This is a genomic window from Paraburkholderia sp. AV2, assembly GCF_054968425.1.
The window spans coordinates 12,588-33,112 of record NZ_JBANLK010000037.1; the positions used below are offsets into that span (position 1 = coordinate 12,588).

At 65.3% G+C, this 20,525-nt stretch carries 26 protein-coding genes; 1 reads left to right on the forward strand and 25 read right to left on the reverse strand.

The window, feature by feature from the left end; all coding sequences use genetic code 11:
• Positions 1-240: 240 nt before the first annotated feature.
• Positions 241-987, reverse strand: a complete 747-nt coding sequence (locus V8683_RS22525; protein ID WP_411188320.1) for a Nif3-like dinuclear metal center hexameric protein — start codon at positions 985-987, stop codon at positions 241-243.
• 19 nt (positions 988-1,006) lie between these two features.
• Between V8683_RS22525 and V8683_RS22530 the strand changes: the two genes are divergently transcribed.
• On the forward strand, positions 1,007-2,230 hold the full coding sequence (locus V8683_RS22530) for a Do family serine endopeptidase (RefSeq protein WP_411188319.1): 1,224 nt from the start codon (positions 1,007-1,009) through the stop codon (positions 2,228-2,230).
• A 112-nt stretch (positions 2,231-2,342) separates the two neighbouring features.
• Here the strand turns inward: V8683_RS22530 and tatC are convergent, their stop codons facing one another.
• The 24 genes from tatC to V8683_RS22650 all read right to left on the reverse strand — a co-directional run bounded on the left by tatC (position 2,343) and on the right by V8683_RS22650 (position 20,481).
• Positions 2,343-3,128 carry a twin-arginine translocase subunit TatC gene (gene tatC, locus V8683_RS22535; protein ID WP_411188318.1) on the reverse strand — a complete coding sequence of 262 codons (786 nt, stop codon included), beginning with the start codon at positions 3,126-3,128 and terminating at the stop codon, positions 2,343-2,345.
• Between the two features lie 40 nt (positions 3,129-3,168).
• Positions 3,169-3,729, reverse strand: coding sequence for a Sec-independent protein translocase protein TatB (tatB, locus tag V8683_RS22540; RefSeq protein WP_411188317.1), 561 nt, complete (start codon positions 3,727-3,729; stop codon positions 3,169-3,171).
• Positions 3,730-3,772: 43 nt separating this feature from the next.
• Positions 3,773-4,012: a Sec-independent protein translocase subunit TatA gene (tatA, locus tag V8683_RS22545; protein ID WP_027797356.1), complete on the reverse strand. Its 240-nt coding sequence runs from the start codon at positions 4,010-4,012 to the stop codon at positions 3,773-3,775.
• 168 nt (positions 4,013-4,180) lie between these two features.
• Positions 4,181-4,549 carry a histidine triad nucleotide-binding protein gene (locus tag V8683_RS22550; protein ID WP_411188316.1) on the reverse strand — a complete coding sequence of 123 codons (369 nt, stop codon included), beginning with the start codon at positions 4,547-4,549 and terminating at the stop codon, positions 4,181-4,183.
• 49 nt (positions 4,550-4,598) lie between these two features.
• The gene (locus V8683_RS22555; RefSeq protein ID WP_411188315.1) at positions 4,599-4,991 is read right to left on the reverse strand and encodes a DUF4870 family protein; all 393 of its coding nucleotides are present in this window, start codon (positions 4,989-4,991) and stop codon (positions 4,599-4,601) included.
• Between the two features lie 166 nt (positions 4,992-5,157).
• Entirely contained in the window at positions 5,158-5,526 is a 369-nt protein-coding gene (locus tag V8683_RS22560) for a phosphoribosyl-ATP diphosphatase (protein ID WP_411188314.1), read from the reverse strand.
• The gene (gene hisI / locus V8683_RS22565; RefSeq protein ID WP_411188313.1) at positions 5,523-5,939 is read right to left on the reverse strand and encodes a phosphoribosyl-AMP cyclohydrolase; all 417 of its coding nucleotides are present in this window, start codon (positions 5,937-5,939) and stop codon (positions 5,523-5,525) included. The genes V8683_RS22560 and hisI overlap by 4 nt, the downstream gene beginning before the upstream one ends.
• 1 nt (position 5,940) lies before the next feature.
• Entirely contained in the window at positions 5,941-6,714 is a 774-nt protein-coding gene (gene hisF / locus V8683_RS22570; RefSeq protein WP_411188312.1) for an imidazole glycerol phosphate synthase subunit HisF, read from the reverse strand.
• A 49-nt stretch (positions 6,715-6,763) separates the two neighbouring features.
• A complete protein-coding gene (gene hisA, locus V8683_RS22575; protein ID WP_411188311.1) occupies positions 6,764-7,516 on the reverse strand; it encodes a 1-(5-phosphoribosyl)-5-[(5-phosphoribosylamino)methylideneamino]imidazole-4-carboxamide isomerase in 753 nt (250 codons plus the stop codon).
• 183 nt (positions 7,517-7,699) lie between these two features.
• Positions 7,700-8,341: an imidazole glycerol phosphate synthase subunit HisH gene (gene hisH / locus V8683_RS22580; protein WP_411188310.1), complete on the reverse strand. Its 642-nt coding sequence runs from the start codon at positions 8,339-8,341 to the stop codon at positions 7,700-7,702.
• A gap of 273 nt (positions 8,342-8,614) precedes the next feature.
• Entirely contained in the window at positions 8,615-9,202 is a 588-nt protein-coding gene (gene hisB / locus V8683_RS22585; protein WP_027797348.1) for an imidazoleglycerol-phosphate dehydratase HisB, read from the reverse strand.
• A gap of 48 nt (positions 9,203-9,250) precedes the next feature.
• Positions 9,251-10,327 (reverse strand): histidinol-phosphate transaminase, encoded by a 1,077-nt coding sequence (hisC, locus tag V8683_RS22590; protein ID WP_411188309.1) that lies wholly within the window; start codon positions 10,325-10,327, stop codon positions 9,251-9,253.
• A gap of 187 nt (positions 10,328-10,514) precedes the next feature.
• Entirely contained in the window at positions 10,515-11,834 is a 1,320-nt protein-coding gene (gene hisD, locus V8683_RS22595) for a histidinol dehydrogenase (RefSeq protein WP_411188308.1), read from the reverse strand.
• Positions 11,835-11,917: 83 nt separating this feature from the next.
• Entirely contained in the window at positions 11,918-12,625 is a 708-nt protein-coding gene (gene hisG, locus V8683_RS22600; RefSeq protein WP_411188307.1) for an ATP phosphoribosyltransferase, read from the reverse strand.
• Positions 12,622-13,884, reverse strand: coding sequence for a UDP-N-acetylglucosamine 1-carboxyvinyltransferase (gene murA / locus V8683_RS22605; RefSeq protein WP_411188306.1), 1,263 nt, complete (start codon positions 13,882-13,884; stop codon positions 12,622-12,624). The genes hisG and murA overlap by 4 nt, the downstream gene beginning before the upstream one ends.
• A 114-nt stretch (positions 13,885-13,998) precedes the next feature.
• Positions 13,999-14,238: a BolA family protein gene (locus V8683_RS22610; RefSeq protein ID WP_322015307.1), complete on the reverse strand. Its 240-nt coding sequence runs from the start codon at positions 14,236-14,238 to the stop codon at positions 13,999-14,001.
• A 21-nt stretch (positions 14,239-14,259) separates the two neighbouring features.
• A complete protein-coding gene (locus tag V8683_RS22615; RefSeq protein ID WP_411188305.1) occupies positions 14,260-15,024 on the reverse strand; it encodes an ABC transporter permease in 765 nt (254 codons plus the stop codon).
• Complete coding sequence (locus V8683_RS22620) at positions 15,021-15,947, reverse strand: ABC transporter ATP-binding protein (protein WP_411188304.1); 927 nt, start codon at positions 15,945-15,947, stop codon at positions 15,021-15,023. Before V8683_RS22620 ends, V8683_RS22615 begins: the two co-directional genes overlap by 4 nt.
• A 251-nt stretch (positions 15,948-16,198) precedes the next feature.
• Positions 16,199-16,471 carry an STAS domain-containing protein gene (locus tag V8683_RS22625; protein WP_411188303.1) on the reverse strand — a complete coding sequence of 91 codons (273 nt, stop codon included), beginning with the start codon at positions 16,469-16,471 and terminating at the stop codon, positions 16,199-16,201.
• Complete coding sequence (locus V8683_RS22630; protein WP_027797339.1) at positions 16,468-17,097, reverse strand: MlaC/ttg2D family ABC transporter substrate-binding protein; 630 nt, start codon at positions 17,095-17,097, stop codon at positions 16,468-16,470. Before V8683_RS22630 ends, V8683_RS22625 begins: the two co-directional genes overlap by 4 nt.
• Positions 17,098-17,253: 156 nt before the next feature.
• Entirely contained in the window at positions 17,254-18,228 is a 975-nt protein-coding gene (locus V8683_RS22635; RefSeq protein WP_411188302.1) for an MlaA family lipoprotein, read from the reverse strand.
• A gap of 14 nt (positions 18,229-18,242) precedes the next feature.
• Positions 18,243-18,773 (reverse strand): outer membrane lipid asymmetry maintenance protein MlaD, encoded by a 531-nt coding sequence (gene mlaD, locus V8683_RS22640; RefSeq protein WP_411188301.1) that lies wholly within the window; start codon positions 18,771-18,773, stop codon positions 18,243-18,245.
• A 113-nt stretch (positions 18,774-18,886) separates the two neighbouring features.
• Positions 18,887-19,663 (reverse strand): lipid asymmetry maintenance ABC transporter permease subunit MlaE, encoded by a 777-nt coding sequence (gene mlaE, locus V8683_RS22645; RefSeq protein ID WP_411188300.1) that lies wholly within the window; start codon positions 19,661-19,663, stop codon positions 18,887-18,889.
• Positions 19,660-20,481, reverse strand: a complete 822-nt coding sequence (locus tag V8683_RS22650; protein WP_411188299.1) for an ABC transporter ATP-binding protein — start codon at positions 20,479-20,481, stop codon at positions 19,660-19,662. Before V8683_RS22650 ends, mlaE begins: the two co-directional genes overlap by 4 nt.
• Between the last annotated feature and the right edge of the window lie 44 nt (positions 20,482-20,525).

Here is a 20,525-nt window from a genome sequence, read left to right on the forward strand (position 1 = left end):
ACATCGCCCCACTTCTGAGTTGGATTTATCCGTCACGCCGTGCTTACCCGCGTACTGCCGAACGCTAGTTTGCGCGAATGGAGTCGGCATTTACAAGGGGCGACCTCCAAAAAGCGCGCGAAGTCCTTGATATGTCGGGGTTTTCCCGCACGAAAAAGGAGATTCCTGGTTGGCCGTTGTAAACGCTTTCTGAATAAATCCGGTGCGATGACACCTCGTGCAGGACACCCGCCAATCCACTCAGACCGGATTGTGAATGTCGATGAAGAGATGCTCGATGCCGAAAGTGTCTGCCAGATGCGAGCCCACCGCCTGCACGCCGAAACGCTCGGTCGCGTGATGGCCTGCTGCGAGAAACGCCACGCCGCTTTCGGCCGAAATATGGAAGGTCGGCTCGGAAATCTCGCCGGTGAGGTAGACGTCGGCACCGGCATCGATCGCCGCCTCGAAGAGCCCCTGTGCCGCGCCGGTGCACCAGGCCACGCGACGCAGCTCCCAGTCGGGATCGCCGATCACGAGCGGAGCGCGGCCGAGCGTTTGCTCGACCTGCGCCGTAAAGTGCGCAAGCGTGATCGGCATGGGCAGCGTCGCCATCCAGCCGAGGTCCTGCTCGCCGAAGCGCTGCTCGCCGATCCAGCCAAGGCGGGCGCCCAGTTGGGCGTTGTTGCCCAGTTCCGGGTGGCTATCGAGCGGCAGGTGGTAGGCAAAGAGGCTCAGGTCGTGCTGTAGCAGCGTCTTCAGGCGCCGGTACTTGCGGCCCGTGATTTGCGGCGCCTCATTCTTCCAGAAGTAGCCGTGATGGACCAGCACGGCATCGGCACCCCATTCCAGCGCGGCTTCGAGGAACGCGAGCGAAGCGGTCACACCCGTCGCGATCTTCTCCACCCGGCGGCGCCCTTCCACCTGCAGGCCATTGGGGCAATAGTCCTTGAAGCGCGCGGCTTCGAGAAGATTGTTCAGATACAATTCCAGTTCGATCCGATCCATATAATCCTCTAATCCTCAGATGCTTAGACGCTTTTGGCTGTTCTTCGCCCAGGCGGTGACGGTCCTGCTCGCGTTGATGTTCATCGTCGCAACGCTCAAGCCACAGTGGCTGCAGCATCAGGGGCAATTGGGCAAGCAGCTTGCCGAGCCAATCGTGGCGCTGCGGGAGGTGGCGCCCAGCATTGGCATCGGCGGCGGCCCGGCGCAGGGCTCCTATGCGGACGCCGCCCAGAAAGCGATGCCCGCGGTCGTCAACGTGTTCTCGAGCAAGGACGGATCGCTCCCGCCCGACCCGCGCCAGAACGACCCGCTGTTTCGCTACTTTTTCGGCAATCCCAACAACAATCACAAGCAGCAGGATCAGCCTGCCGCGAACCTCGGCTCGGGTGTCATTGTCAGTCCGGACGGTTACATTCTAACGAACCAGCACGTCATCGACGGCGCCGATCAAATCGAAATCGCGCTCTCGGACGGCCGCACCACGACCGCGAAGGTCGTCGGCGCCGACCCGGAGACCGATCTCGCGGTACTCAAGATCAATCTGCCGAACCTGCCCACCATCACGCTCGGACGCATGGATCAGGCGCGCGTGGGCGACGTGGTGCTCGCCATCGGCAATCCGTTCGGTGTGGGCCAGACGGTCACGATGGGCATCATCAGCGCGTTGGGGCGCAATCACCTCGGCATCAATACGTTCGAAAACTTCATCCAGACCGATGCGCCCATCAATCCCGGCAACTCCGGCGGCGCGCTCGTGGACGTGCACGGCAACCTGCTCGGCATCAATACGGCCATTTACTCGCGCTCGGGCGGCTCGCTCGGGATTGGTTTCGCGATTCCCGTTTCCACGGCGCGCAGCGTGCTGGAGAGCATCATCACGACGGGCTCGGTCACACGCGGCTGGATCGGCGTCGAACCGCAGGACGTGACGCCCGAGATCGCCGAATCGTTCGGGCTGAACCAGAAGTCGGGGGCGATCGTCGCGGGCGTGCTGCAAGGCGGCCCGGCCGACAAGGCCGGCATCAAGCCCGGCGACATCCTGCTTTCCGTGAACGGCGAGGAAATCACCGATACGACGCGTCTTCTGAACGTGATCGCGCAGATCAAGCCCGGCACGGACGCGAAGATCCACCTTGAGCGCAAGAACAAGGACATGGATCTCGACGTGCTGATCGGCAAGCGCCCGCCGCCGCCCAAGCAGCCGGAACAGGAAGACGGCGAGGACGACGACAACGGCGGCTAACCCTCACCCAGGACCGCCAGATACCGGAAAAAGCAAAAAGGCCGCGAACTTGCCGTTCGCGGCCTTTTTTGTCCCTGCGGCACGCTGCGTGCGGGGGCGACACGGGGTCAGCCTAGCTGCTGGCCGCCTGCTCCTCGTCGGCGGCCTTCTTCTCGCCGGTGCCGACGAACACGCGCGCGGCGATGATCCCGGCCTCGTAGAGCACGATCAGCGGCAGCGCGAGGATGAGCTGCGAGAACACGTCCGGCGGCGTGACAACGGCCGCGACGATAAACGCGCCGACGATCACGTACGGACGGATCTCCTTGAGCTTCTTCACCGTAAGAAGGTTCATGCGCACGAGCAGCACCACGACGATGGGCACCTCGAAGGTCACGCCAAACGCGATGAACATGGTGAGCACGAAGCTCAGGTAATTGTCGATATCGGTCGTCATCTCCGCGCCAAGCGGCGCGTTGTAGTGCGCCATCACGCGGAAGATGGTCGGGAACACGACAAAGTACGCGAACGACATCCCGCACAGGAACAGCGTGTAACTGCTCGCAACCAGCGGCGCGACGAGCTTCTTCTCGTGCTGGTAGAGGCCGGGCGCGACGAACGCCCAGATCTGGTAGAGCACGACTGGCAGCGCGATCACGAACGCGACGAGCATCGTGACTTTCATCGGCACGAAGAACGAGCCGGTGACGTCGGTGACAATCATCTTGCCGTCGCGCGGCAGGTTCTGCATGAGCGGACGCGCGAGCAGCCGGAAGATGTCCGGCGCCCAGTACACGAGCCCGACGAACACGACGATGACCGCAATGCCCGCGCGGATGATGCGGTCTCGCAGTTCGACGAGATGGGAAATGAAGGTCTCTTCGGCACCTTCATCCTGTTTTAGCTGGGGGTCGCTCACACCGGCCCTCGATTGAAGATGGACGTACGCAAGATCGGCATCAGAAGAAGCGCACCGGCCGGCGCAGGCTGGCCGGCGTATGCTGCGCGACACGCGCCGCACCCGACTGCACGCGTGTGCGCCGCAGCGTGGCACGCTTGTACCAGACGGGCGTGGTGGCCTGCTTCACGCGCCAGTTCTTGCGCCTGGCCGGCACGGCGCCGGCGTTGCCGCTGCGCCAGGATGATGCCCCCGCGTCCGCGGTGACGCCCGCGACGCTTTCGGCTGTTATAGCGGCGTGATCAGCCCCGCCCGCGATGCTCGGCGACACCGAAGTCCCGGCGCTCCACGCGTCGTTCAGTTCGGCTTCCTGCTTGCGCAGGTTGTCGTGGACGGTCTTTTCGACGTTGGTCGCCGCCTGCTCGAACTCGGTCTTCATGCGGCGCAGCTCGTCGAGTTCGATCTCGCGTGTGACTTCCGCCTTGACGTCGTTGATGTAGCGCTGCGCGCGGCCGAACAGGGCGCCGGCCGTGCGCGCCACACGCGGCAACCGTTCCGGTCCGAGCACGACCAGCGCGACGACGCCGATCAGCGCCATCTTGGTAAGACCCAGATCGAGCATGAGTGGAAGCTTCCGTCAGCCTGCGGTGGGACGGACGACCGCCTTAGCGGTAGTCCGTACGTTCGCTCTTGTCCTTGGCCTCGACATCGACCGTGCCGCCATTGGACGGCAGCTCGCGCTTCTGCGCGTCGGCGCCGGCGGCCTCGCTGTCACGCATGCCTTCCTTGAAACCCTTCACGGCACCGCCCAGGTCGCTGCCGATATTGCGCAGTTTCTTCGTGCCGAAGACGAGCGCCACGATCAGCAAGACGATCAGCCAGTGCCAGATGCTCAACGAACCCATGATCCCAATTCTCCTTGACCCCGCCGTCGCGCTTCGTCCATGCGGCGGGAAAATCGCAGCGTGCCGTCGGCGCGCCTGCGTATTGACGCCGCCCATCGAAACGGGGCGGCGTAACCCGAAAATAGTGCCGGTGTAGTGTGGCCGCAGTGTGGCGTTCGCGTGGCAGCGTTAACCCATGCGATGCCACGGTCGCGGTCCGGCAAGCAGATGGGCGTGCAGGTGATAGACCTCCTGCCCGCCGCCGGGCCCCGTATTCACGACGGTGCGAAACCCGGTATCGCCGCCGGTGTACGACACGCCAAGCTCCTTCGCAAGCCGCGCGACCAGTACAAACATTCTACCAAGCAGCGGAGCGTCGTTTTCGCCGCAATCCGAAAGGGTAGAAATATGCTGGCGCGGAATGACGAGTATGTGCGTTTGCGCTGCGGGGCGAATATCGCGAAAAGCGACGAATTCGTCGTCCTCGTAGACCCGGGTGCTCGGAATCAGCCCGTCGGCAATCTTGCAGAAGAGGCAGGTGCTGCGATCGTGACTCATGGTGCTCCAAGGTCAATGGCACGCGATAGACGCCCGGATGCCGGGGTACTCAGACCCACCCGCGCGGGTCGGCCAGCGGCTTGTTGTCGTACAGATACAACCAGCCTTTGATGATACGGTACAACGTCCAGATTGCGACAGCCCACAGGACCGGAACGCCGACCAGCACGATGATGAGGGCGACGCCGATGAGGTGCCCGGCCAGCGCGAGCCAGAAGGTGCGGATCTGCCAGGTGAAATGCTGCTCGTAGGGCGTGCCGAGCGCCTCGTCGCGTTTGAGGTAGTTCAGGATGATCGCGATGAGTATCGAGATGCCGCCGGTGAGCCAGTACACGGCATAAAGCGCGTAGAGCACGTGCGTCAGGGTGCGCAGGCTGCGCAGACGATCCGCTTCGACCGGATCGCGAACGGTGGGAGGCGGATATCCGCCGGGCATGGACATGCTGCTCGTCTCCTGTCGATCCGGAGTTAGTGCTTTAGCTGTCGGCCGGAGTTAGTGCTTTAGCACTTACTTCGGCCCCATGCAAAGCTCTTACTCCGGTCCCATGCAGAGCTGTCGATCCGGAGTAAGTGCTTTAGCTGTCGGCCGCCCGCCTCGCCGGCACGGTTCAGTCGCCGTTCTGCTCGCGCTCGCGGCTCTTGCGCAGTGCCTTTTCCTCGAGACCCGAAAGGCCCTCGCGACGTTCCAGCTCCGCCAGTACGTCGGCGGGACTCAGGTCGAAATGCGAGAGCGCCACAAGGCAATGAAACCACAGATCGGCCATTTCGCCGACGAGCGCCGTCGGCGCGCCGCCCTGGCGCAGATCCTTCGCCGCGAGCACGACCTCGGTCGCCTCTTCGCCGACCTTCTTGAGCACCGCGTCGTCGCCCTTGTGGAAAAGGCGCGCGACGTAAGAAGCGTCCGGATCGCCGCCCTTGCGGCTGTCGATCACCGCCGCGAGGCGCAGCAGGGTGTCGTTGGTGCTGAGTTGCGTCATTTGTAGATGTGTTCGGGGTCTTTCAGCACGGGATCGACGGCGACCCAGCGGCCCTCGTCGACGGTGCCTTCGAATTGCTGGAAGAAGCACGAATGGCGGCCCGTATGGCACGCAATGCCCGAAACCTGCTCGACCTTGAGCAGCACGACGTCCTCGTCGCAGTCGAGGCGGACGTCGCGCACGTGCTGCACGTGGCCCGATTCCTCGCCCTTGAACCACAGACGCTGGCGCGAGCGCGAAAAGTACACGGCACGGCCCGTTTCGACCGTCTTCGCGAGGGCCTCGCGGTTCATCCACGCGAACATCAGCACGTCGCCCGTCGTCGCTTCCTGCGCGATCACGGGCACGAGGCCGTTGGCGTCCCAGTTGACCTTGTCGAGCCAGGCCGATTTTTCGATAGCGTTCGTCGTCACGTCACAACCTCACCGAGATGCCCTGATCGGCCATGAAGCGCTTCGCCTCGCCAACCGTGTGCTCGCCATAGTGGAAGATGCTCGCCGCCAGCACCGCGTCGGCATGACCCTTCACGATGCCGTCCGAGAGATCCTGCAGGCCGCCCACGCCGCCCGAGGCGATCACGGGGATCGGCACAGCGTCGGAAACGGCACGCGTGAGATCGAGGTCGAAGCCGCTTTTCGTGCCGTCGCGGTCCATGCTCGTGAGCAGGATCTCGCCCGCGCCGAGCTCGGCCATCTTGCGCGCCCACTCGACCGCGTCGATGCCGGTCGCCTTGCGCCCGCCGTGCGTGAACACCTCCCAGCGCGCGGGCTCGCCGGGCGCCGAAGTGCGCTTCGCGTCAACGGCGACGACGATGCACTGCGAGCCGTACTTGTCGGCGGCGTCGCGCACGAGTTGCGGATTGGCCACCGCCGAGGAGTTCATGCTGATCTTGTCCGCGCCCGCGTTGAGCAGACGGCGCACGTCCTCGACGGCGCGCACGCCGCCGCCGACCGTCAGCGGAATGAACACCTGCGAGGCCACCGCTTCGATGATCGGCAGGATCAGGTCGCGCTGGTCGGAGGTCGCGGTGATATCGAGAAACGTGAGTTCGTCGGCGCCCTGCTCGTCGTAGCGGCGCGCGATTTCGACGGGATCGCCGGCGTCGCGCAGTTCGACGAAGTTGACGCCCTTGACGACCCGCCCGGCGGTCACGTCGAGACAGGGGATGATGCGTTTGGGTAGAGCCATGATCTTGCCGATGTTGCCAGTCGATTGAGCCGCGTGGCGCTTGACGTTATCAGGCGTCGTCCGATTCGCGCAGGCTGTCTGCACGGGTCTGGGCCTGGGTGAAATCCAGATCGCCCGAATAGATGGCGCGGCCGCAGATCACGCCTTCGACGCCTTCGTCTTCCACTTCGCAGAGTGCGTCGATGTCGGCCAGGTTCGAGAGGCCGCCGCTCGCGATGATGGGAATCTTCACCGCGCGCGCAAGGCGCACTGTTGCCTCGATGTTGATGCCCTGGAGCATGCCGTCACGGCCGATGTCGGTGTAGATGATCGACTCGACGCCGTAGTCTTCGAACTTGCGCGCGAGATCCACGACTTCGTGGCCCGTGAGCTTGCTCCAGCCGTCGGTGGCGACCTTGCCGTCCTTCGCGTCGAGACCGACGATGATATGGCCCCCGAATGCCGTACAGGCTTCCTGCAGAAAGCCCGGGTTCTTGACCGCGGCCGTGCCGATGATCACGTACGAGAGGCCGTCGTCCAGATAGCGCTCGATCGTGTCGAGGTCGCGAATGCCGCCGCCGAGCTGCACGGGAATCCGGTCGCCCACTTCCGCAATGATCTCGCGGATCGCGTCTTCGTTCTTCGGCTTGCCTGCGAAGGCACCGTTCAGGTCGACGAGGTGCAGGCGCCGCGCGCCGCGCTCGAGCCAGTGTCGGGCCATGGCCCCCGGCTCTTCGGAGAAAATCGTCGCCTGGTCCATATCGCCTTGCTTGAGGCGTACGCAGTGACCGTCTTTGAGATCGATGGCCGGAATCAGCAGCATAGCTATCGCGTGTTATCTGGGAAGAAGGTTGAATACAGCCGGCGCCGGTCGAGAAAAAGGCCGATCCGACGCCGTTTCGCTAGTTTAGTACAAGTCTTTCGGCCGTCTTGCTGACGCAAATCGGGTTGGCGGTCGCACTGGCCGAACGGCCGATGCCCGCGCCGCGCGAGCCCGTCCGGGCCATCACGGGTTCCAGTGGACGAAGTTGCGATAGACGCGCAAACCCGTCGCCGCGCTCTTTTCCGGGTGAAATTGAGTGGCGAAGATGTTATCCCGCGCCACCGCCGAGGTAAAGGCGGCGCCGTAAGGCGTCTCGCCCACCGTGTGAGCCGTGTCGTCGGGCACGACGTAGTAGCTGTGCACGAAGTAGAAGTGGCTGCCGTCGGGCACGCCTTCCCAGAGCGCATGCGCGCGCGTCTGGCGCACGACGTTCCAGCCCATCTGCGGCACCTTGAAGCGGGAGCCGTCGTCCTGCAGTTGCCCTTCCAGCTCGAAGCGCACGACCTTGCCGGGCAACAGCCCGAGGCCCTTCGTGTCGCCCTCGGCGCTCCAGTCGAACAGCATCTGCTCGCCCACGCACACGCCCATCAGCGGCTTCGTACGCGACGCCTCGATCACGGCCTCCTGCAGGCCCGATTCGGCGAGCGAGCGCATGCAGTCGGGCATCGCGCCCTGGCCCGGCAGCACGACGCGGTCGGCCGCGCGGATCGCCTCGGGGCGATCGACGATGGCTACGTCGGCTTCGGGCGCCGCCTGTTTCAGCGCCTGGGCCACCGAACGCAGGTTGCCCATCCCATAATCCACAATCGCAATTGAAGTCTTCATCTCGAATCAGGCCGCGTGGGCCCTGGCTCCTGGCTTGATCTGGCGGAAGCAATGCGTACGCGCCCTTCGCATGCCGTCCAATCCTCATCACCTTGCGGCGACGGCAATCCGGTATCGCCGGCACGAAGCGGCAGATCGCCGGTGCGGCAAGCCGCGCGCGGACCTGGCCGCACTGCGCAACCGGCACGCCTGCGCCACCGCGCAAAGGGCGCGGCGTGCTAACCGGAGTGCGTCGGGCCTGCGTGCGCCGCTCGTCGTGTACGGTGTAGGTCGTTAAAGGCTGCCCTTCGTCGACGGAATCCGGCCCGCCGCGCGCTCATCCAGCTCGGAAGCCTGGCGCAGCGCCCGCCCGAAGGCCTTGAACACGGTTTCCATCTGATGGTGAGCATTCAGCCCGCGCAGATTGTCGATGTGCAGGGTCACGCCCGCATGGTTGACGAAGCCGCGGAAAAACTCGATCGACAGATCGACGTCGAACGTGCCGATGCGCGCGCGCGTGAACGGCACGTGAAATTCGAGGCCCGGACGGCCGGAGAAGTCGATCACGACGCGCGAAAGCGCCTCGTCGAGCGGCACGTAGGCATGGCCGTAGCGGCGAATGCCCTTCTTGTCGCCGATAGCCTGCGCCACCGCCTGGCCGAGCGTGATGCCGACGTCCTCGACCGTATGGTGATCGTCGATATGCGTATCGCCATGCGCCTCGATTTCCAGGTCGATCAGACCGTGTCGTGCGATCTGGTCGAGCATGTGGTCGAGAAACGGCACGCCGGTCGCGAGCTTCTGCTCGCCGGTGCCGTCCAGATTGATCTTGACGCGGATTTGCGTTTCGCTGGTGTTGCGAACGACTTGCGCGACGCGCATGGCAATTTCCTTCAAACAACCCGTAACAGGAGAGTTAGAGAACGAAGCTCACTTCAGCACGAGCTTCAGCGCGGCGAGGAGCTGCGCGTTTTCGTCGGGTGTCCCGACGGTGAGGCGAACACAATTCGCCAGCAATGGGTGCATTTTACTCACGTTTTTGATCAAAACCCGCGCCGTGAGCAGCGTATCGAACACCGCGGCGGCGTCCGGCACGCGCACCAGCAGGAAATTGCCGGCGCTCTCGAACACTTCGGCGCCCGGCAGTTTCGCCACTTCGGCCGCGAGCACCGCGCGCCCGGTGCGCAACTGCGCGGCCTGCGCGTCGAGCACGTCCACGTGATCGAGCAGGAAATTCGCGGCGGCCTGGGTCAGCACGTTGACGTTGTACGGCGGCCTCACCTTGTCGAATTCGTTGAGCCACGAGGGGCGGCCCGCCAGGTAGCCGAGGCGGATACCCGCCAGCCCGAGCTTCGACATCGTGCGCATCACTACGACGTTGTCGAACTCGCCCGCGCGCGGCATCCAGCTTTTCTGCGCGAACGGCTGGTAAGCCTCGTCGATCACGACGAGACCCTGCGCGGCCTGGGCTGCCGCGATGATGCGCTCGATATCGGCGTCGTCGAATAGCGTGCCGGTCGGGTTGTTCGGGTACGCAAGCCAGATCACGGCGGGACGATGTTCGGCGATCGCCGCGAGCATGGCATCCGTATCGAGCGTGAAATCCGCATTGAGCGGCACGCCCACGAACTCCACCTGCGCGAACTTCGCCGACATGGCGTACATCACGAAGCCGGGCACCGGCGCAAGCACCTTCGCGCCCGCTTTCGCGCACGCCATCGTGATCATGCTGATGATTTCGTCCGAGCCGTTGCCAAGCAGCACGTCGCACTCGGCCGGCGCGCGCATGACGGCCTTGAGCTTCGCGATCAGCGCCTCGGGACGCGGCGCCGGATAGCGGTTCAGCGCGACCTCCGTCAGATGCTCGCCCAGTCGCGCCGCAAGATCGCCGGGCAGCGTGAACGGGTTTTCCATGGCGTCCAGCTTCACGAAGCCGGTCGCGTCGGGCACCGGATAGCTCGTCATCGCGAGCACATCGGGGCGGAGGATGTCTTGTGGTGTCGTCATGTTGGGCGGGCGGACGCGCGCGATGGCGGCCAGCCCTCTATCGGACGGCTTCGGAGCCGCCCTGGTTATCGTAAGGTTCTCGCAAACGGGTCTTGCCGTTCCATGCGCCTGCAGAACGTTGCACAACCGGGCCAGCCTGCCATGGATCGCACGGCAGGGTAGCCCGGCACCGGGCCGCCAGGTGCGGTCAGCCCTGCTTCATCCGGTATTCGGCGCTGCGGGCGTGAGCCTGCAGGCCCTCGCCATAGGCCAGTTCGGCGGCGATTTCGCCGAGCGTCTGCGCGCCTTCCGCGCTGACCTCGATGAGGCTCGAGCGCTTGAGGAAATCATAAACGCCGAGCGGCGACGAGAAACGTGCGGTACGCGACGTAGGCAGCACGTGATTCGGCCCCGCGCAGTAGTCGCCGAGGCTCTCGCTCGTGTAGCGGCCGAGGAAGATCGCGCCGGCATGGCGGATTTCGGTACCCCACTTCTGCGGGTCCAGCGCGGAGATCTCCAGGTGCTCGGGCGCGATCTCGTTGGCGATGGCGCAGGCTTCGGCCATGTCGCGCACCTTCACGAGCGCGCCGCGGTTCGTGAGCGACGTGGCAATGACTTCCGCACGCGGCATGCTGGGCAGCAGCTCGCCGATCGCCTCTTCCACGCGCGCGATGAACGCCGCGTCCGGGCACAGCAGGATCGACTGCGCAAGCTCGTCGTGCTCGGCCTGCGAGAACAGGTCCATCGCGACCCAGCGCGGGTCCGTGGTGCCGTCGCAGAGCACGAGGATTTCCGAGGGGCCCGCGATCATGTCGATGCCGACCGTGCCGAACACGCGGCGCTTGGCCGACGCCACATAGGCATTGCCGGGGCCGCAGATCTTGTCGACGGGCGGAATCGTGTCCGTGCCGTAAGCGAGCGCCGCCACGGCCTGCGCCCCGCCGATCGTGAACACGCGGTCCACGCCGCCAAGCAGCGCGGCGGCGAGCACGAGCGGATTCTTCACGCCGTCGGGCGTGGGCACGACCATGACGATCTCGCGCACGCCCGCTACGCGCGCGGGAATCGCGTTCATCAGCACCGACGACGGATACGCGGCCTTGCCACCCGGCACGTAGAGGCCCACGCGGTCGAGCGGCGTGACCTTCTGGCCGAGCACGGTGCCGTCCGCTTCGGTGTATTGCCAGCTATGCGAGCCGCACTCGATGCGCTGCTTCTCGTGGTAGCCGCGCACGCGCGCCGCCGCCGCTTCGAGCGCCGCGCGCTGCTTGGGCTCGAGGCTCTCCAGCGCCGCTTCGAGTTCGCTCATGGGCAGCTCCAGCGCCGCGACGCTGTTGGCCGAAAGACGGTCGAAGCGGTTCGTGTAGTCGAGCACGGCGGCGTCGCCGCGCGCTTTCACGTCGGCAAGGATCTGCGCCACCGAGCGCTCGATCGCCTCGTCTTCGCTCGCCTCGAACGCGAGCACCGCGTGCAGCGCCTTCTTGAAACCTTCGGCGCTGGAGTCGAGTTTGCGAATCGTGATAGCCATGCTGATACCCATCCGTAACGGTTTGTGCGCGAGGGCGCCCTGAGCCGGCCCCCTCGTGCGAACGACGCCTGCCTAAGCTGGCCTTAGCCAGCCGTGGCAGCAGCCGCGTTGGCGCCGCGACGCGACGCGCGTTCGAACGCGTCGATGAAAGGCCGCAGCGCGGCGCGCTTCAACTTGAGCGCCGCCTGGTTCACGACGAGGCGTGACGAGATCGGCATGATCTCCTCGACCTCGACCAGATTGTTCGCGCGCAGCGTACCGCCCGAGCTGACGAGGTCGACGATCGCATCGGCGAGGCCGACGAGCGGCGCCAGCTCCATCGAGCCGTACAGCTTGATCAGGTCGACGTGCACGCCCTTCGCCGCGAAGTGCTGCCGCGCGGTTTCCGTGTATTTCGTCGCGACGCGCAGGCGCGCGCCCTGGCGCACCGCGTTCGCGTAGTCGAAGCCCGCCTTCACGGCCACCGACATGCGGCAACGCGCGATGTCGAGGTCGATCGGCTGGTAGAGGCCGCTGCCGCCGTGCTCCAGCAGTACGTCCTTGCCGGCCACGCCGAAATCCGCGGCGCCGTATTCCACGTAGGTCGGCACGTCGGTCGCGCGCACGATGATCACGCGCAGGTTGGCATCGGTGGTCGGCAGGATCAGCTTGCGCGAGGTCTCGGGGTCTTCCGCCACCTGCACGCCCGCGGCGGCGAGGAGCGGCATCGTCTCTTCGAAGATGCGGCCCTTCGAGAGCGCGAGCGTAAGCGGCGCGCCTGCCGCCGCAGCCGGCGTCTGGACGGTGCTCATGCCGCGCTCCCCTTGATGCGCCTCACGTTCGCGCCGATCTTCGTCAGCTTCTCTTCCATGCGGTCGTAGCCGCGGTCGAGGTGATAGATACGGTCGATCAGCGTCTCGCCGTCGGCGCACAGGCCCGCGATCACGAGGCTCGCCGAAGCGCGCAGGTCGGTTGCCATGACCTTCGCGCCCGAGAGCTTCTCGACGCCCGCCACGAGCGCCGTGTTGCCGTCGATGGTGATGCTCGCGCCCAGGCGGTTCAGCTCCTGCACGTGCATGAAGCGGTTCTCGAAGATCGTTTCCACGACCTGCGAGGTGCCGTCCGCCAGCGCATTGAGCGCCATGAACTGCGCCTGCATGTCGGTAGGGAAGGCCGGATATTCGGAGGTGCGCACGTTGACGGCGCGCGCACGGCCGCTCATGCGCACGCGCATCCAGTCGTCGCCCTCTTCGATCGTCACGCCGGCTTCGCACAGCTTCTCGGTGACGGCGTCGAGGATGCCCGGGCGCACGTGGCGCAGCGTGACGTCGCCACCGGCGGCCGCCACGGCGCACAGGAACGTGCCGGCTTCGATACGGTCGGGAATGACCGTGTGCTTCGCGCCGTGCAGCTTGTCGACGCCCTGGATCACGATGCGGTCCGTGCCGATGCCCTCGATCTTCGCGCCCATCGCGACGAGCAGGTTCGCGAGGTCGGCCACTTCGGGCTCGCGCGCGGCGTTCTCGATCACCGTTTCGCCCTCGGCCAGCACCGCGGCCATCAGCAGGTTTTCCGTGCCGGTCACGGTGATCATGTCGGTGACGATGCGCGCACCCTTCAGGCGCTTCGCCCGTGCCTCGATGAAGCCGTGCTCGATCGTGATCTCGGCGCCCATCGCCTGCAGGCCCTTGATGTGCTGGTCCACGGGGCGCGCGCCGATCGCGCAGCCGCCGGGCAGCGACACCTTCGCCTCGCCGAAGCGCGCGACGAGCGGCCCGAGCACGAGGATCGAGGCACGCATGGTCTTCACGAGCTCGTACGGCGCGACGAGATGGGTCAGGTTCGAAGCGTCGAGCTGCACGCGGCTGCCCGACTGCTCGGTACGCACACCCATCTGGCCGAGCAGCTTGAGCGTGGTACGCACGTCCTGCAGGTCGGGCACGTTCTCCAGATGGACCGGCTCCGCCGTCAGAAGGCTCGCGCACAGAATGGGCAGCGCGGCATTCTTCGCGCCGGAAACGGCCACTTCCCCTGCGAGCTTCTGCCCGCCGACGATGACGAGTTTGTCCATGCCTGAGGTTTCCTGATCCGTGCGGCCTGCCTGCTGGGCCGCGTCTTTCGCTTGGGGCGAGGCGCCATTGACGGCGCCGTCTTTATCCTGGGTGATTCGCACTGATATTCCAGATTATGCGTTCTGCCATTCGGCGGGCGTGAGCGTCTTCATGCTGAGCGCGTGGATTTCCTCGCGCATGCGATCGCCAAGCGCGGCGTAGACCAACTGATGACGCTGGATCAGGCGCTTGCCTTCGAAGGACGGCGAAACGATGGTCGCGAAGAAGTGCTGGCCGTCGCCCTCCACTTCGAGGTGCTCGCACGCGAGCCCTGCCGAGATGTACTGCTTGACCTGCTCCGGTGTCGGCAACATGGTGAGAAGCTCCTGTCCTGCTTAGTGGCGCAGCTTGTAGCCGCTCGCGAGCAGACGCATCGCGAGCGCGGCGAGCGCCACGAAAAAAACGAAAACGACCGCGAAGCTCGCAAACGGATTCACGTCGGACAAGCCGAAGAACCCATAGCGAAAACCGTCGATCATGTAGAAAAACGGGTTGAGCCGCGACACTTCGCGCCACACGGGCGGCAACGTATGCGTCGAGTAGAACACGCCCGAGAGGAACGTGAGCGGCATGATGAGGAAGTTCTGGAACGCGGCGAGCTGGTCGAACTTCTCGGCCCAGATGCCGGCGATGAGGCCGAGCGTGCCAAGAATGGCCGAGCCGAGCACCGCGAACGCCACGATGTAGAGCGGCGCGGCGAAGCTCACCGGAATGAACCAGATCGTCACCACGAACACGCCCGCGCCGACCGCGAGCCCGCGTACGATGGACGCGAGCACGTAAGCCCCAAACATCTCCCAGGCGGCGAGCGGCGGCAAGAGGACAAATACGAGATTGCCCGTGATCTTCGACTGGATCAACGACGACGAGCTGTTCGCGAACGCGTTCTGCAGCACGCTCATCATCACGAGGCCGGGAATCAGGAAACTCGTGTACTCGACGCCCGGATACACCTGCACGTGACCGCGCAGCGCGTGGCCGAAAATCGTCAGATAGAGCAGCGCGGTGATGACGGGCGCGAGCACGGTCTGGAAGGCGACCTTCCAGAAACGCAGCACTTCCTTGTAGAACAGCGTACTGAATCCGCTATAACCGCTCATGCCAGCCCCTCGATCACTTCCGGACCGCTCATCACCTGCACGAAGACATCCTCCAGATCGGCCTTGCGGACCTCCACCTCTTCGAGCTTGCAGCCATTCGCGCGGCACAGCGCGAGGATACGCTCGACCTCGTCGTAGTTGGCAAGACGCAGCAGGTGTTGGCGCGTGTTGACGTTCGACGGATCGACTTCGAGCGTGCGCAGCTCGGCAGGCAGCACGCCCTCCGAGAAACGCAGGAACAGTTGCGTGCCCGCGAAGCGCTGCAGGAGCGTGCTCGTGCGCTCGAGCGCCACGACCTCGCCGCGGCGCAGCATCGCGATGCGATCGCACAGTTCCTCGGCTTCCTCCAGGTAGTGCGTGGTGAGCACGATCGTGTGGCCTTCGCGATTCAGGCGCGCGATGAATTTCCAGAGTGTCTGGCGCAACTCGACGTCCACGCCGGCAGTCGGCTCGTCGAGCACGATCACAGGCGGACGATGCACGAGCGCCTGCGCCACCAGCACGCGGCGCTTCATGCCGCCCGAGAGCGCGCGCATGTTGACGTCGGCTTTTTCGGTGAGGTCGAGGTTGGCCATGACCTCGTCGATCCACGCGTCGTTGTTGCGCAGGCCGAAGTAGCCGGACTGGATGCGCAGCGTCTCGCGCACCGTGAAGAACGGATCGAACACGAGTTCCTGCGGCACGACGCCAAGGCTACGGCGCGCATTGCGGTAGTCGTTCACGACGTCGTGGCCGCGCACGGCAATCGAGCCTTCATCGGCGCGCGCGAGGCCCGCAAGAATGCTGATGAGCGTCGTCTTGCCCGCACCATTCGGGCCGAGCAGCCCGAAGAACTCACCCTCCTCGACCGTAAAGCTGACGCCCTTGAGCGCCTGGAGCTCCTTGTAGCGCTTCTTGACGTTACGAATTTCTATGGCTGGCATGACTCGAACGCCGCCCGTCTCGTGGCGGTGCGGCTGTAAAGTGCATCAATGCTGCGGGGGAAGACCGGGAAATGGGGGGACAGCCCGTAGCGCCATCCGTGCCGCCGAAAATCCGGCGGCAACGCCCAAAAAACGGTTGATTATAGGGCAAAGTCGCTACACCCGACCTGGCCCGAAGAGACGCAGAGGAGGGAATCGCGGCGAACCCGCCCAGCCCGCCGGCAGAACCGGGGACCGGGGGCCGCCGCGCGTCAATGTCGCTCGTGGAGGAGCGAATCGACGCCGTAGGCGTGCGCGAGGCTCGCGAGCTTGGAAGGCAGATTGAGGACGTCGAGCGTCGTGCCGCGCTCGCGCGCGGCGCGCTGCCAGGCGATCAGCACGGCCAGCGCCGACGAATCGAATTGCGTGAGGGGCGCGCAGTCGACGGCGGTTGCACCCTGCGCGATGCGCGCCAGGCCCGCCGAGAGCGCGGCTTTCGCGCTCTCGTGGGTCAGCGCCGCACCGGTATCGAAGCTCGTGCTCACGAAGTCTTGCCCGCGGCGAGCTGCTGGTTGCGCTGCGTGAGGAACTGGATCAGGCCATCCACGCCGCCTTGCTGGATCTTTTCCTGGAACTGCTGCTGGTACGCCTGGATCAGCCACGCGCCGAGCACGTTGATGTCGTACACGCGCCAGCCTTGCGGCGTCTTGTACAGACGGTAGTCGAGCTCGATCTGCTGGCCATTGTTCATGACCATCGAACGCACCACGACGTCGGTGTCGTCCGGGTTCGCGCGGAACGGCCTGTACTGGATCTGCTGGTCGCGCACCTGGGCGAGCGCGCCCGAGTACGTGCGGATCAGGAGGGTCTTGAACTGCTCGATGACCTGCGCCTGCTGATCCGGCGTGGCCGTGCGCCAGTTGCGGCCCATCGCCAGTTGCGTCGTACGGCGGAAGTCCATGTACGGCAGGATCTTCTCGTTGACGAGCTGCGTGATCTTGTTGATGTCGCCCGCCTGGATCGACTTGTCGCCGCGGATCTGGTCGATCACCTGCTGGGTGACCTGCTGGACCATCGTATCCGGGTTGCTGGTGTCCACCGTTTGTGCGGACGCCACGCCCGTCATCGCAAAAAACATGGCGAAAAGCGGCAACAGAAAGAATTTTTTCATATCAAGTCCTGCGTGATGGGGAGAAGCACCCCGTTGGAGCCAACAATATCACGCGAGTTCTATCGGGCTCCATCGTTAAACTGCGAAGATTCTGCGACAACCGTTTCTTCATGTTACTCAGCGGCTTACGTCTGACAAATCGGGCGGAGCCGCCGCTCAGTGCAGACGCAGCATCGACGGATAGCCGATACGCGCGGGCGGCACCATCTGGTCGGCCGGCACGGTCGTGTCCGACGCGCCCGTGGCCGCAGCCGCTCCGTTCGGGCCCGACAGCGGCGCAGGGCCGCCAGCCGGCAATGCGGGCGCCGTGCCGGCGGCATTCGACGTGCTGGTCCCTTGCGCACCGGAAGCGGCAGCCGCAGGCGCGGCCGCGCCCTGGTCGACGTCCTCGTACTTCGGCGGCGGCGCGCCTTCGCCGTAGTCGGGCAGGTTCGACGACGCGTTGCCCTTGCCGTCGGACAACTGATAGGCGCGGCGCTGGAGGTAGCCGTTACGCACGAACGAGTACTTGTCGATCGCCGCCCCCTCGAGCAGGTCGCTCGCGCCCAGCAGGTTGGCCCGGGTGCTGACGATGTTCAGGCCGTACAGCCCCCAGCTCACCGCCGCCGGATTGACGTACGTCAGCGGGTTAATGAAATAGTTGCCGGCCGAGCCCACGGCGTCGCGGACCGTGCTCGGGCCAAGGAACGGCAGCACGAGGTACGGTCCGGCCGGCACGCCGTAATGCCCGAGCGTGAGGCCCAGATCCTGGTCGTGCTTGGGCAGCTTCGCGAGCGTCGCCACGTCGAACAGACCGCCGACACCGAAAACCGTGTTGATCACGATCCGCATGATGTCTTCCACGCCGTCGGTGATCTTCAACTGCAGGAGGTTGTTCGCCGCGTTGTAGACGTCGCCGATATTCGAGAAGAAGTTCGTGACGCTGTCACGCACCGGCTGCGGCGTCGCCCACACGTAGCCCTTGGCCACGGGCTTGAGCGCGTATTGGTCCACCTTGTCGTTGAACGTGAAGATCGAACGGTTGAAACCTTCCCACGGGTCGTCCTTCGACGGCGTCTGCACCGTCGCGCACCCCGAGATCGCCAGCACCGCGACACCCATCGCGGCTGCGCGCATGCGCATCGTGAACATTGTTCTTCTCCTTCTCACTTGCCTGCCGCGCCCGAGCCGGCCTCGGCCGGCGCCGGAGCCGGTGCCGAGGCGCCTGGTTTCGCCGCCCCCGAATCGGCGGCTTTGCTGTAGAGGAACTGACCGATCAGGTTCTCGAGAACGATCGCCGACTGCGTCATGGCAATGGTGTCGCCCGCCTTGAGCATTTCGCTGTCGCCGCCCGGCTCCAGGCCGATGTACTGCTCGCCGAGCAGGCCCGAGGTCAGGATTTTCGCCGACGTATCCTTCGGGAACTGGTATTGCTGGTCGATGTTGATCGTCACGAGCGCCTGGTACGTGTTCGTGTCGAAGCCGATCGACGCCACCCGGCCCACGGTCACGCCCGCGCTCTTCACAGGCGCGCGCGGTTTGAGCCCGCCGATGTTGTCGAACTTGAGCTTGACCGGATAGGTCGTCTGGAACGACAGCGAGCTCATGTTGCCGGCCTTCAGCGCGAGAAACAACAGCGCGATGAAGCCCAGCACCACGAACAGACCGACCCAGAAGTCGAGAGCATTCTTTTTCATCGTCATCCCAATCAGAATCCGTTGCGGCGGCGCCAACGCCTGCCGTCTTCAGGTGGAACCGCCGAGGCGGGGCTGCGCAGTCTGCGCGACCCGGCCACTCACAGCGTGCGACCTTAGCTGAACATCAGTGCGGTGAGCAGGAAGTCGAGACCCAGCACGGCGAGCGACGCGTACACGACCGTCTTCGTGGTCGCGCGCGACACGCCCTCGGGCGTCGGCCTGGCTTCGTAGCCCTGGTAAAGCGCGGTGAACGTCACGGCGAAGCCGAACACGAGACTCTTGATCACACCGTTGCCCACGTCGGTCCAGACGTCCACGCCGCCCTGCATCTGCGACCAGAAAGCGCCCGCATCGACGCCGATCAGCAGCACGCCCACCACGTAGCCGCCGAGTATGCCGACCGCGCTGAAGATCGCCGCGAGGATCGGCATGGCGATCACGCCCGCCCACATGCGCGGCGCGACCACGATCCGCACGGGATCGACCGCCATCATCTCCATCGCGGTCAGTTGCTCGCCGGCCTTCATGAGGCCGATTTCCGCCGTGAGCGAGGTGCCCGCGCGGCCCGCGAACAGCAGCGCCGTGACGACCGGCCCGAGTTCGCGCACGAGCGAAAGCGCCACCAGCAGGCCGAGCGCCTGTTCGGAACCGTAGCGGTTGAGCGTGTAATAGCCCTGCAGGCCCAGCACGAAGCCGACGAAGAGCCCCGAGACGGCAATGATCAGCAGCGAATAATTACCGACGAAGTGGATCTGCTTCGTGACAAGGCGCGGTCGCCGCAGGAGCGGAAAAAATTCGAGCACGAGGCGCACGAAGAAGCGGGCCGCGTGACCGGCGCGCGTGATCTGTTCGATGACCGAGCGCCCGAGCGAGCTGATGGCGCCGATCATGAGCGGTCTCCGCCGATGCCGAAATCCGCGGCGAGCGGCACGTCCGCCGGGTAGTGAAAACGGAACGGGCCGTCCGGCGCGCCGTCGATGAACTGGCGCACCGTCGGGTCGGTGGAGGCGCGCAGCTCGGCAGGCGTGCCCTGCGCGTGCACGCCGCCGTTGGCGAGAAAGTACACGTAGTCGGCGATGGCGAACGACTCGGGCACGTCGTGCGTGACGAGGATCGAGGTCGCGCCGAGCGCGTTGTTGAGCGTGCGGATCAGGTTCGCCGTGATGCCGAGCGAGATCGGGTCGAGGCCCGCGAACGGCTCGTCGTACATCATGAGTTCGGGGTCGAGCGCAATGGCGCGCGCCAGCGCGACGCGCCGGGCCATGCCGCCCGAAATCTCCGACGGCGCGAGATCGCGTGCGCCGCGCAAGCCCACGGCGTTGAGCTTCATCAGCACGAGGTCGCGGACCAGCTCTTCGGGGAGGTCGGTGTGTTCGCGCAGGGCGAAGGCGACATTCTCGAACACCGACATGTCGGTGAAGAGCGCGCCGAACTGAAACAGCATGCCCATCCTGCGCCGCAGGGCGTAGAGGCCTTCGCGCGACTGGGCGCCGACGTCTTCGCCATGAAACAGCACCTGGCCGCGCCGGGCGCGCACGAGACCGCCGATCAGACGCAGCACCGTCGTCTTGCCGCCGCCGGAGCCGCCCATGACCGCCACGACCTGGCCGCGCCCAAAGCGCATGTTCAGGCCGGACAGGACGAGCCGGTCGCCGTAGCCGAAATCGACGTCGCGCAGCTCCAGCAGGGATTCAGATGAGGATGGCACGTAAGCTGACAGTCCATTTACACGAAGGCGGGATTATAGGGCCA

What these genes read in the sequence shown, in the direction of transcription:
- V8683_RS22525 (WP_411188320.1), bottom strand. Translation starts at nt 987, where the DNA reads ATGGATCGGATCGAACTGGAATTGTATCTGAACAATCTTCTCGAAGCC.
- V8683_RS22530 (WP_411188319.1), top strand. Translation starts at nt 1,007, where the DNA reads ATGCTTAGACGCTTTTGGCTGTTCTTCGCCCAGGCGGTGACGGTCCTG.
- tatB (WP_411188317.1), bottom strand. Translation starts at nt 3,729, where the DNA reads ATGCTCGATCTGGGTCTTACCAAGATGGCGCTGATCGGCGTCGTCGCG.
- tatA (WP_027797356.1), bottom strand. Translation starts at nt 4,012, where the DNA reads ATGGGTTCGTTGAGCATCTGGCACTGGCTGATCGTCTTGCTGATCGTG.
- V8683_RS22550 (WP_411188316.1), bottom strand. Translation starts at nt 4,549, where the DNA reads ATGAGTCACGATCGCAGCACCTGCCTCTTCTGCAAGATTGCCGACGGG.
- V8683_RS22555 (WP_411188315.1), bottom strand. Translation starts at nt 4,991, where the DNA reads ATGTCCATGCCCGGCGGATATCCGCCTCCCACCGTTCGCGATCCGGTC.
- V8683_RS22560 (WP_411188314.1), bottom strand. Translation starts at nt 5,526, where the DNA reads ATGACGCAACTCAGCACCAACGACACCCTGCTGCGCCTCGCGGCGGTG.
- hisF (WP_411188312.1), bottom strand. Translation starts at nt 6,714, where the DNA reads ATGGCTCTACCCAAACGCATCATCCCCTGTCTCGACGTGACCGCCGGG.
- hisA (WP_411188311.1), bottom strand. Translation starts at nt 7,516, where the DNA reads ATGCTGCTGATTCCGGCCATCGATCTCAAAGACGGTCACTGCGTACGC.
- hisH (WP_411188310.1), bottom strand. Translation starts at nt 8,341, where the DNA reads ATGAAGACTTCAATTGCGATTGTGGATTATGGGATGGGCAACCTGCGT.
- hisB (WP_027797348.1), bottom strand. Translation starts at nt 9,202, where the DNA reads ATGCGCGTCGCGCAAGTCGTTCGCAACACCAGCGAAACGCAAATCCGC.
- hisC (WP_411188309.1), bottom strand. Translation starts at nt 10,327, where the DNA reads ATGACGACACCACAAGACATCCTCCGCCCCGATGTGCTCGCGATGACG.
- hisD (WP_411188308.1), bottom strand. Translation starts at nt 11,834, where the DNA reads ATGGCTATCACGATTCGCAAACTCGACTCCAGCGCCGAAGGTTTCAAG.
- hisG (WP_411188307.1), bottom strand. Translation starts at nt 12,625, where the DNA reads ATGAGCACCGTCCAGACGCCGGCTGCGGCGGCAGGCGCGCCGCTTACG.
- murA (WP_411188306.1), bottom strand. Translation starts at nt 13,884, where the DNA reads ATGGACAAACTCGTCATCGTCGGCGGGCAGAAGCTCGCAGGGGAAGTG.
- V8683_RS22610 (WP_322015307.1), bottom strand. Translation starts at nt 14,238, where the DNA reads ATGTTGCCGACACCGGAGCAGGTCAAGCAGTACATCTCGGCAGGGCTC.
- V8683_RS22615 (WP_411188305.1), bottom strand. Translation starts at nt 15,024, where the DNA reads ATGAGCGGTTATAGCGGATTCAGTACGCTGTTCTACAAGGAAGTGCTG.
- V8683_RS22620 (WP_411188304.1), bottom strand. Translation starts at nt 15,947, where the DNA reads ATGCCAGCCATAGAAATTCGTAACGTCAAGAAGCGCTACAAGGAGCTC.
- V8683_RS22630 (WP_027797339.1), bottom strand. Translation starts at nt 17,097, where the DNA reads ATGAAAAAATTCTTTCTGTTGCCGCTTTTCGCCATGTTTTTTGCGATG.
- V8683_RS22635 (WP_411188302.1), bottom strand. Translation starts at nt 18,228, where the DNA reads ATGTTCACGATGCGCATGCGCGCAGCCGCGATGGGTGTCGCGGTGCTG.
- mlaD (WP_411188301.1), bottom strand. Translation starts at nt 18,773, where the DNA reads ATGAAAAAGAATGCTCTCGACTTCTGGGTCGGTCTGTTCGTGGTGCTG.
- mlaE (WP_411188300.1), bottom strand. Translation starts at nt 19,663, where the DNA reads ATGATCGGCGCCATCAGCTCGCTCGGGCGCTCGGTCATCGAACAGATC.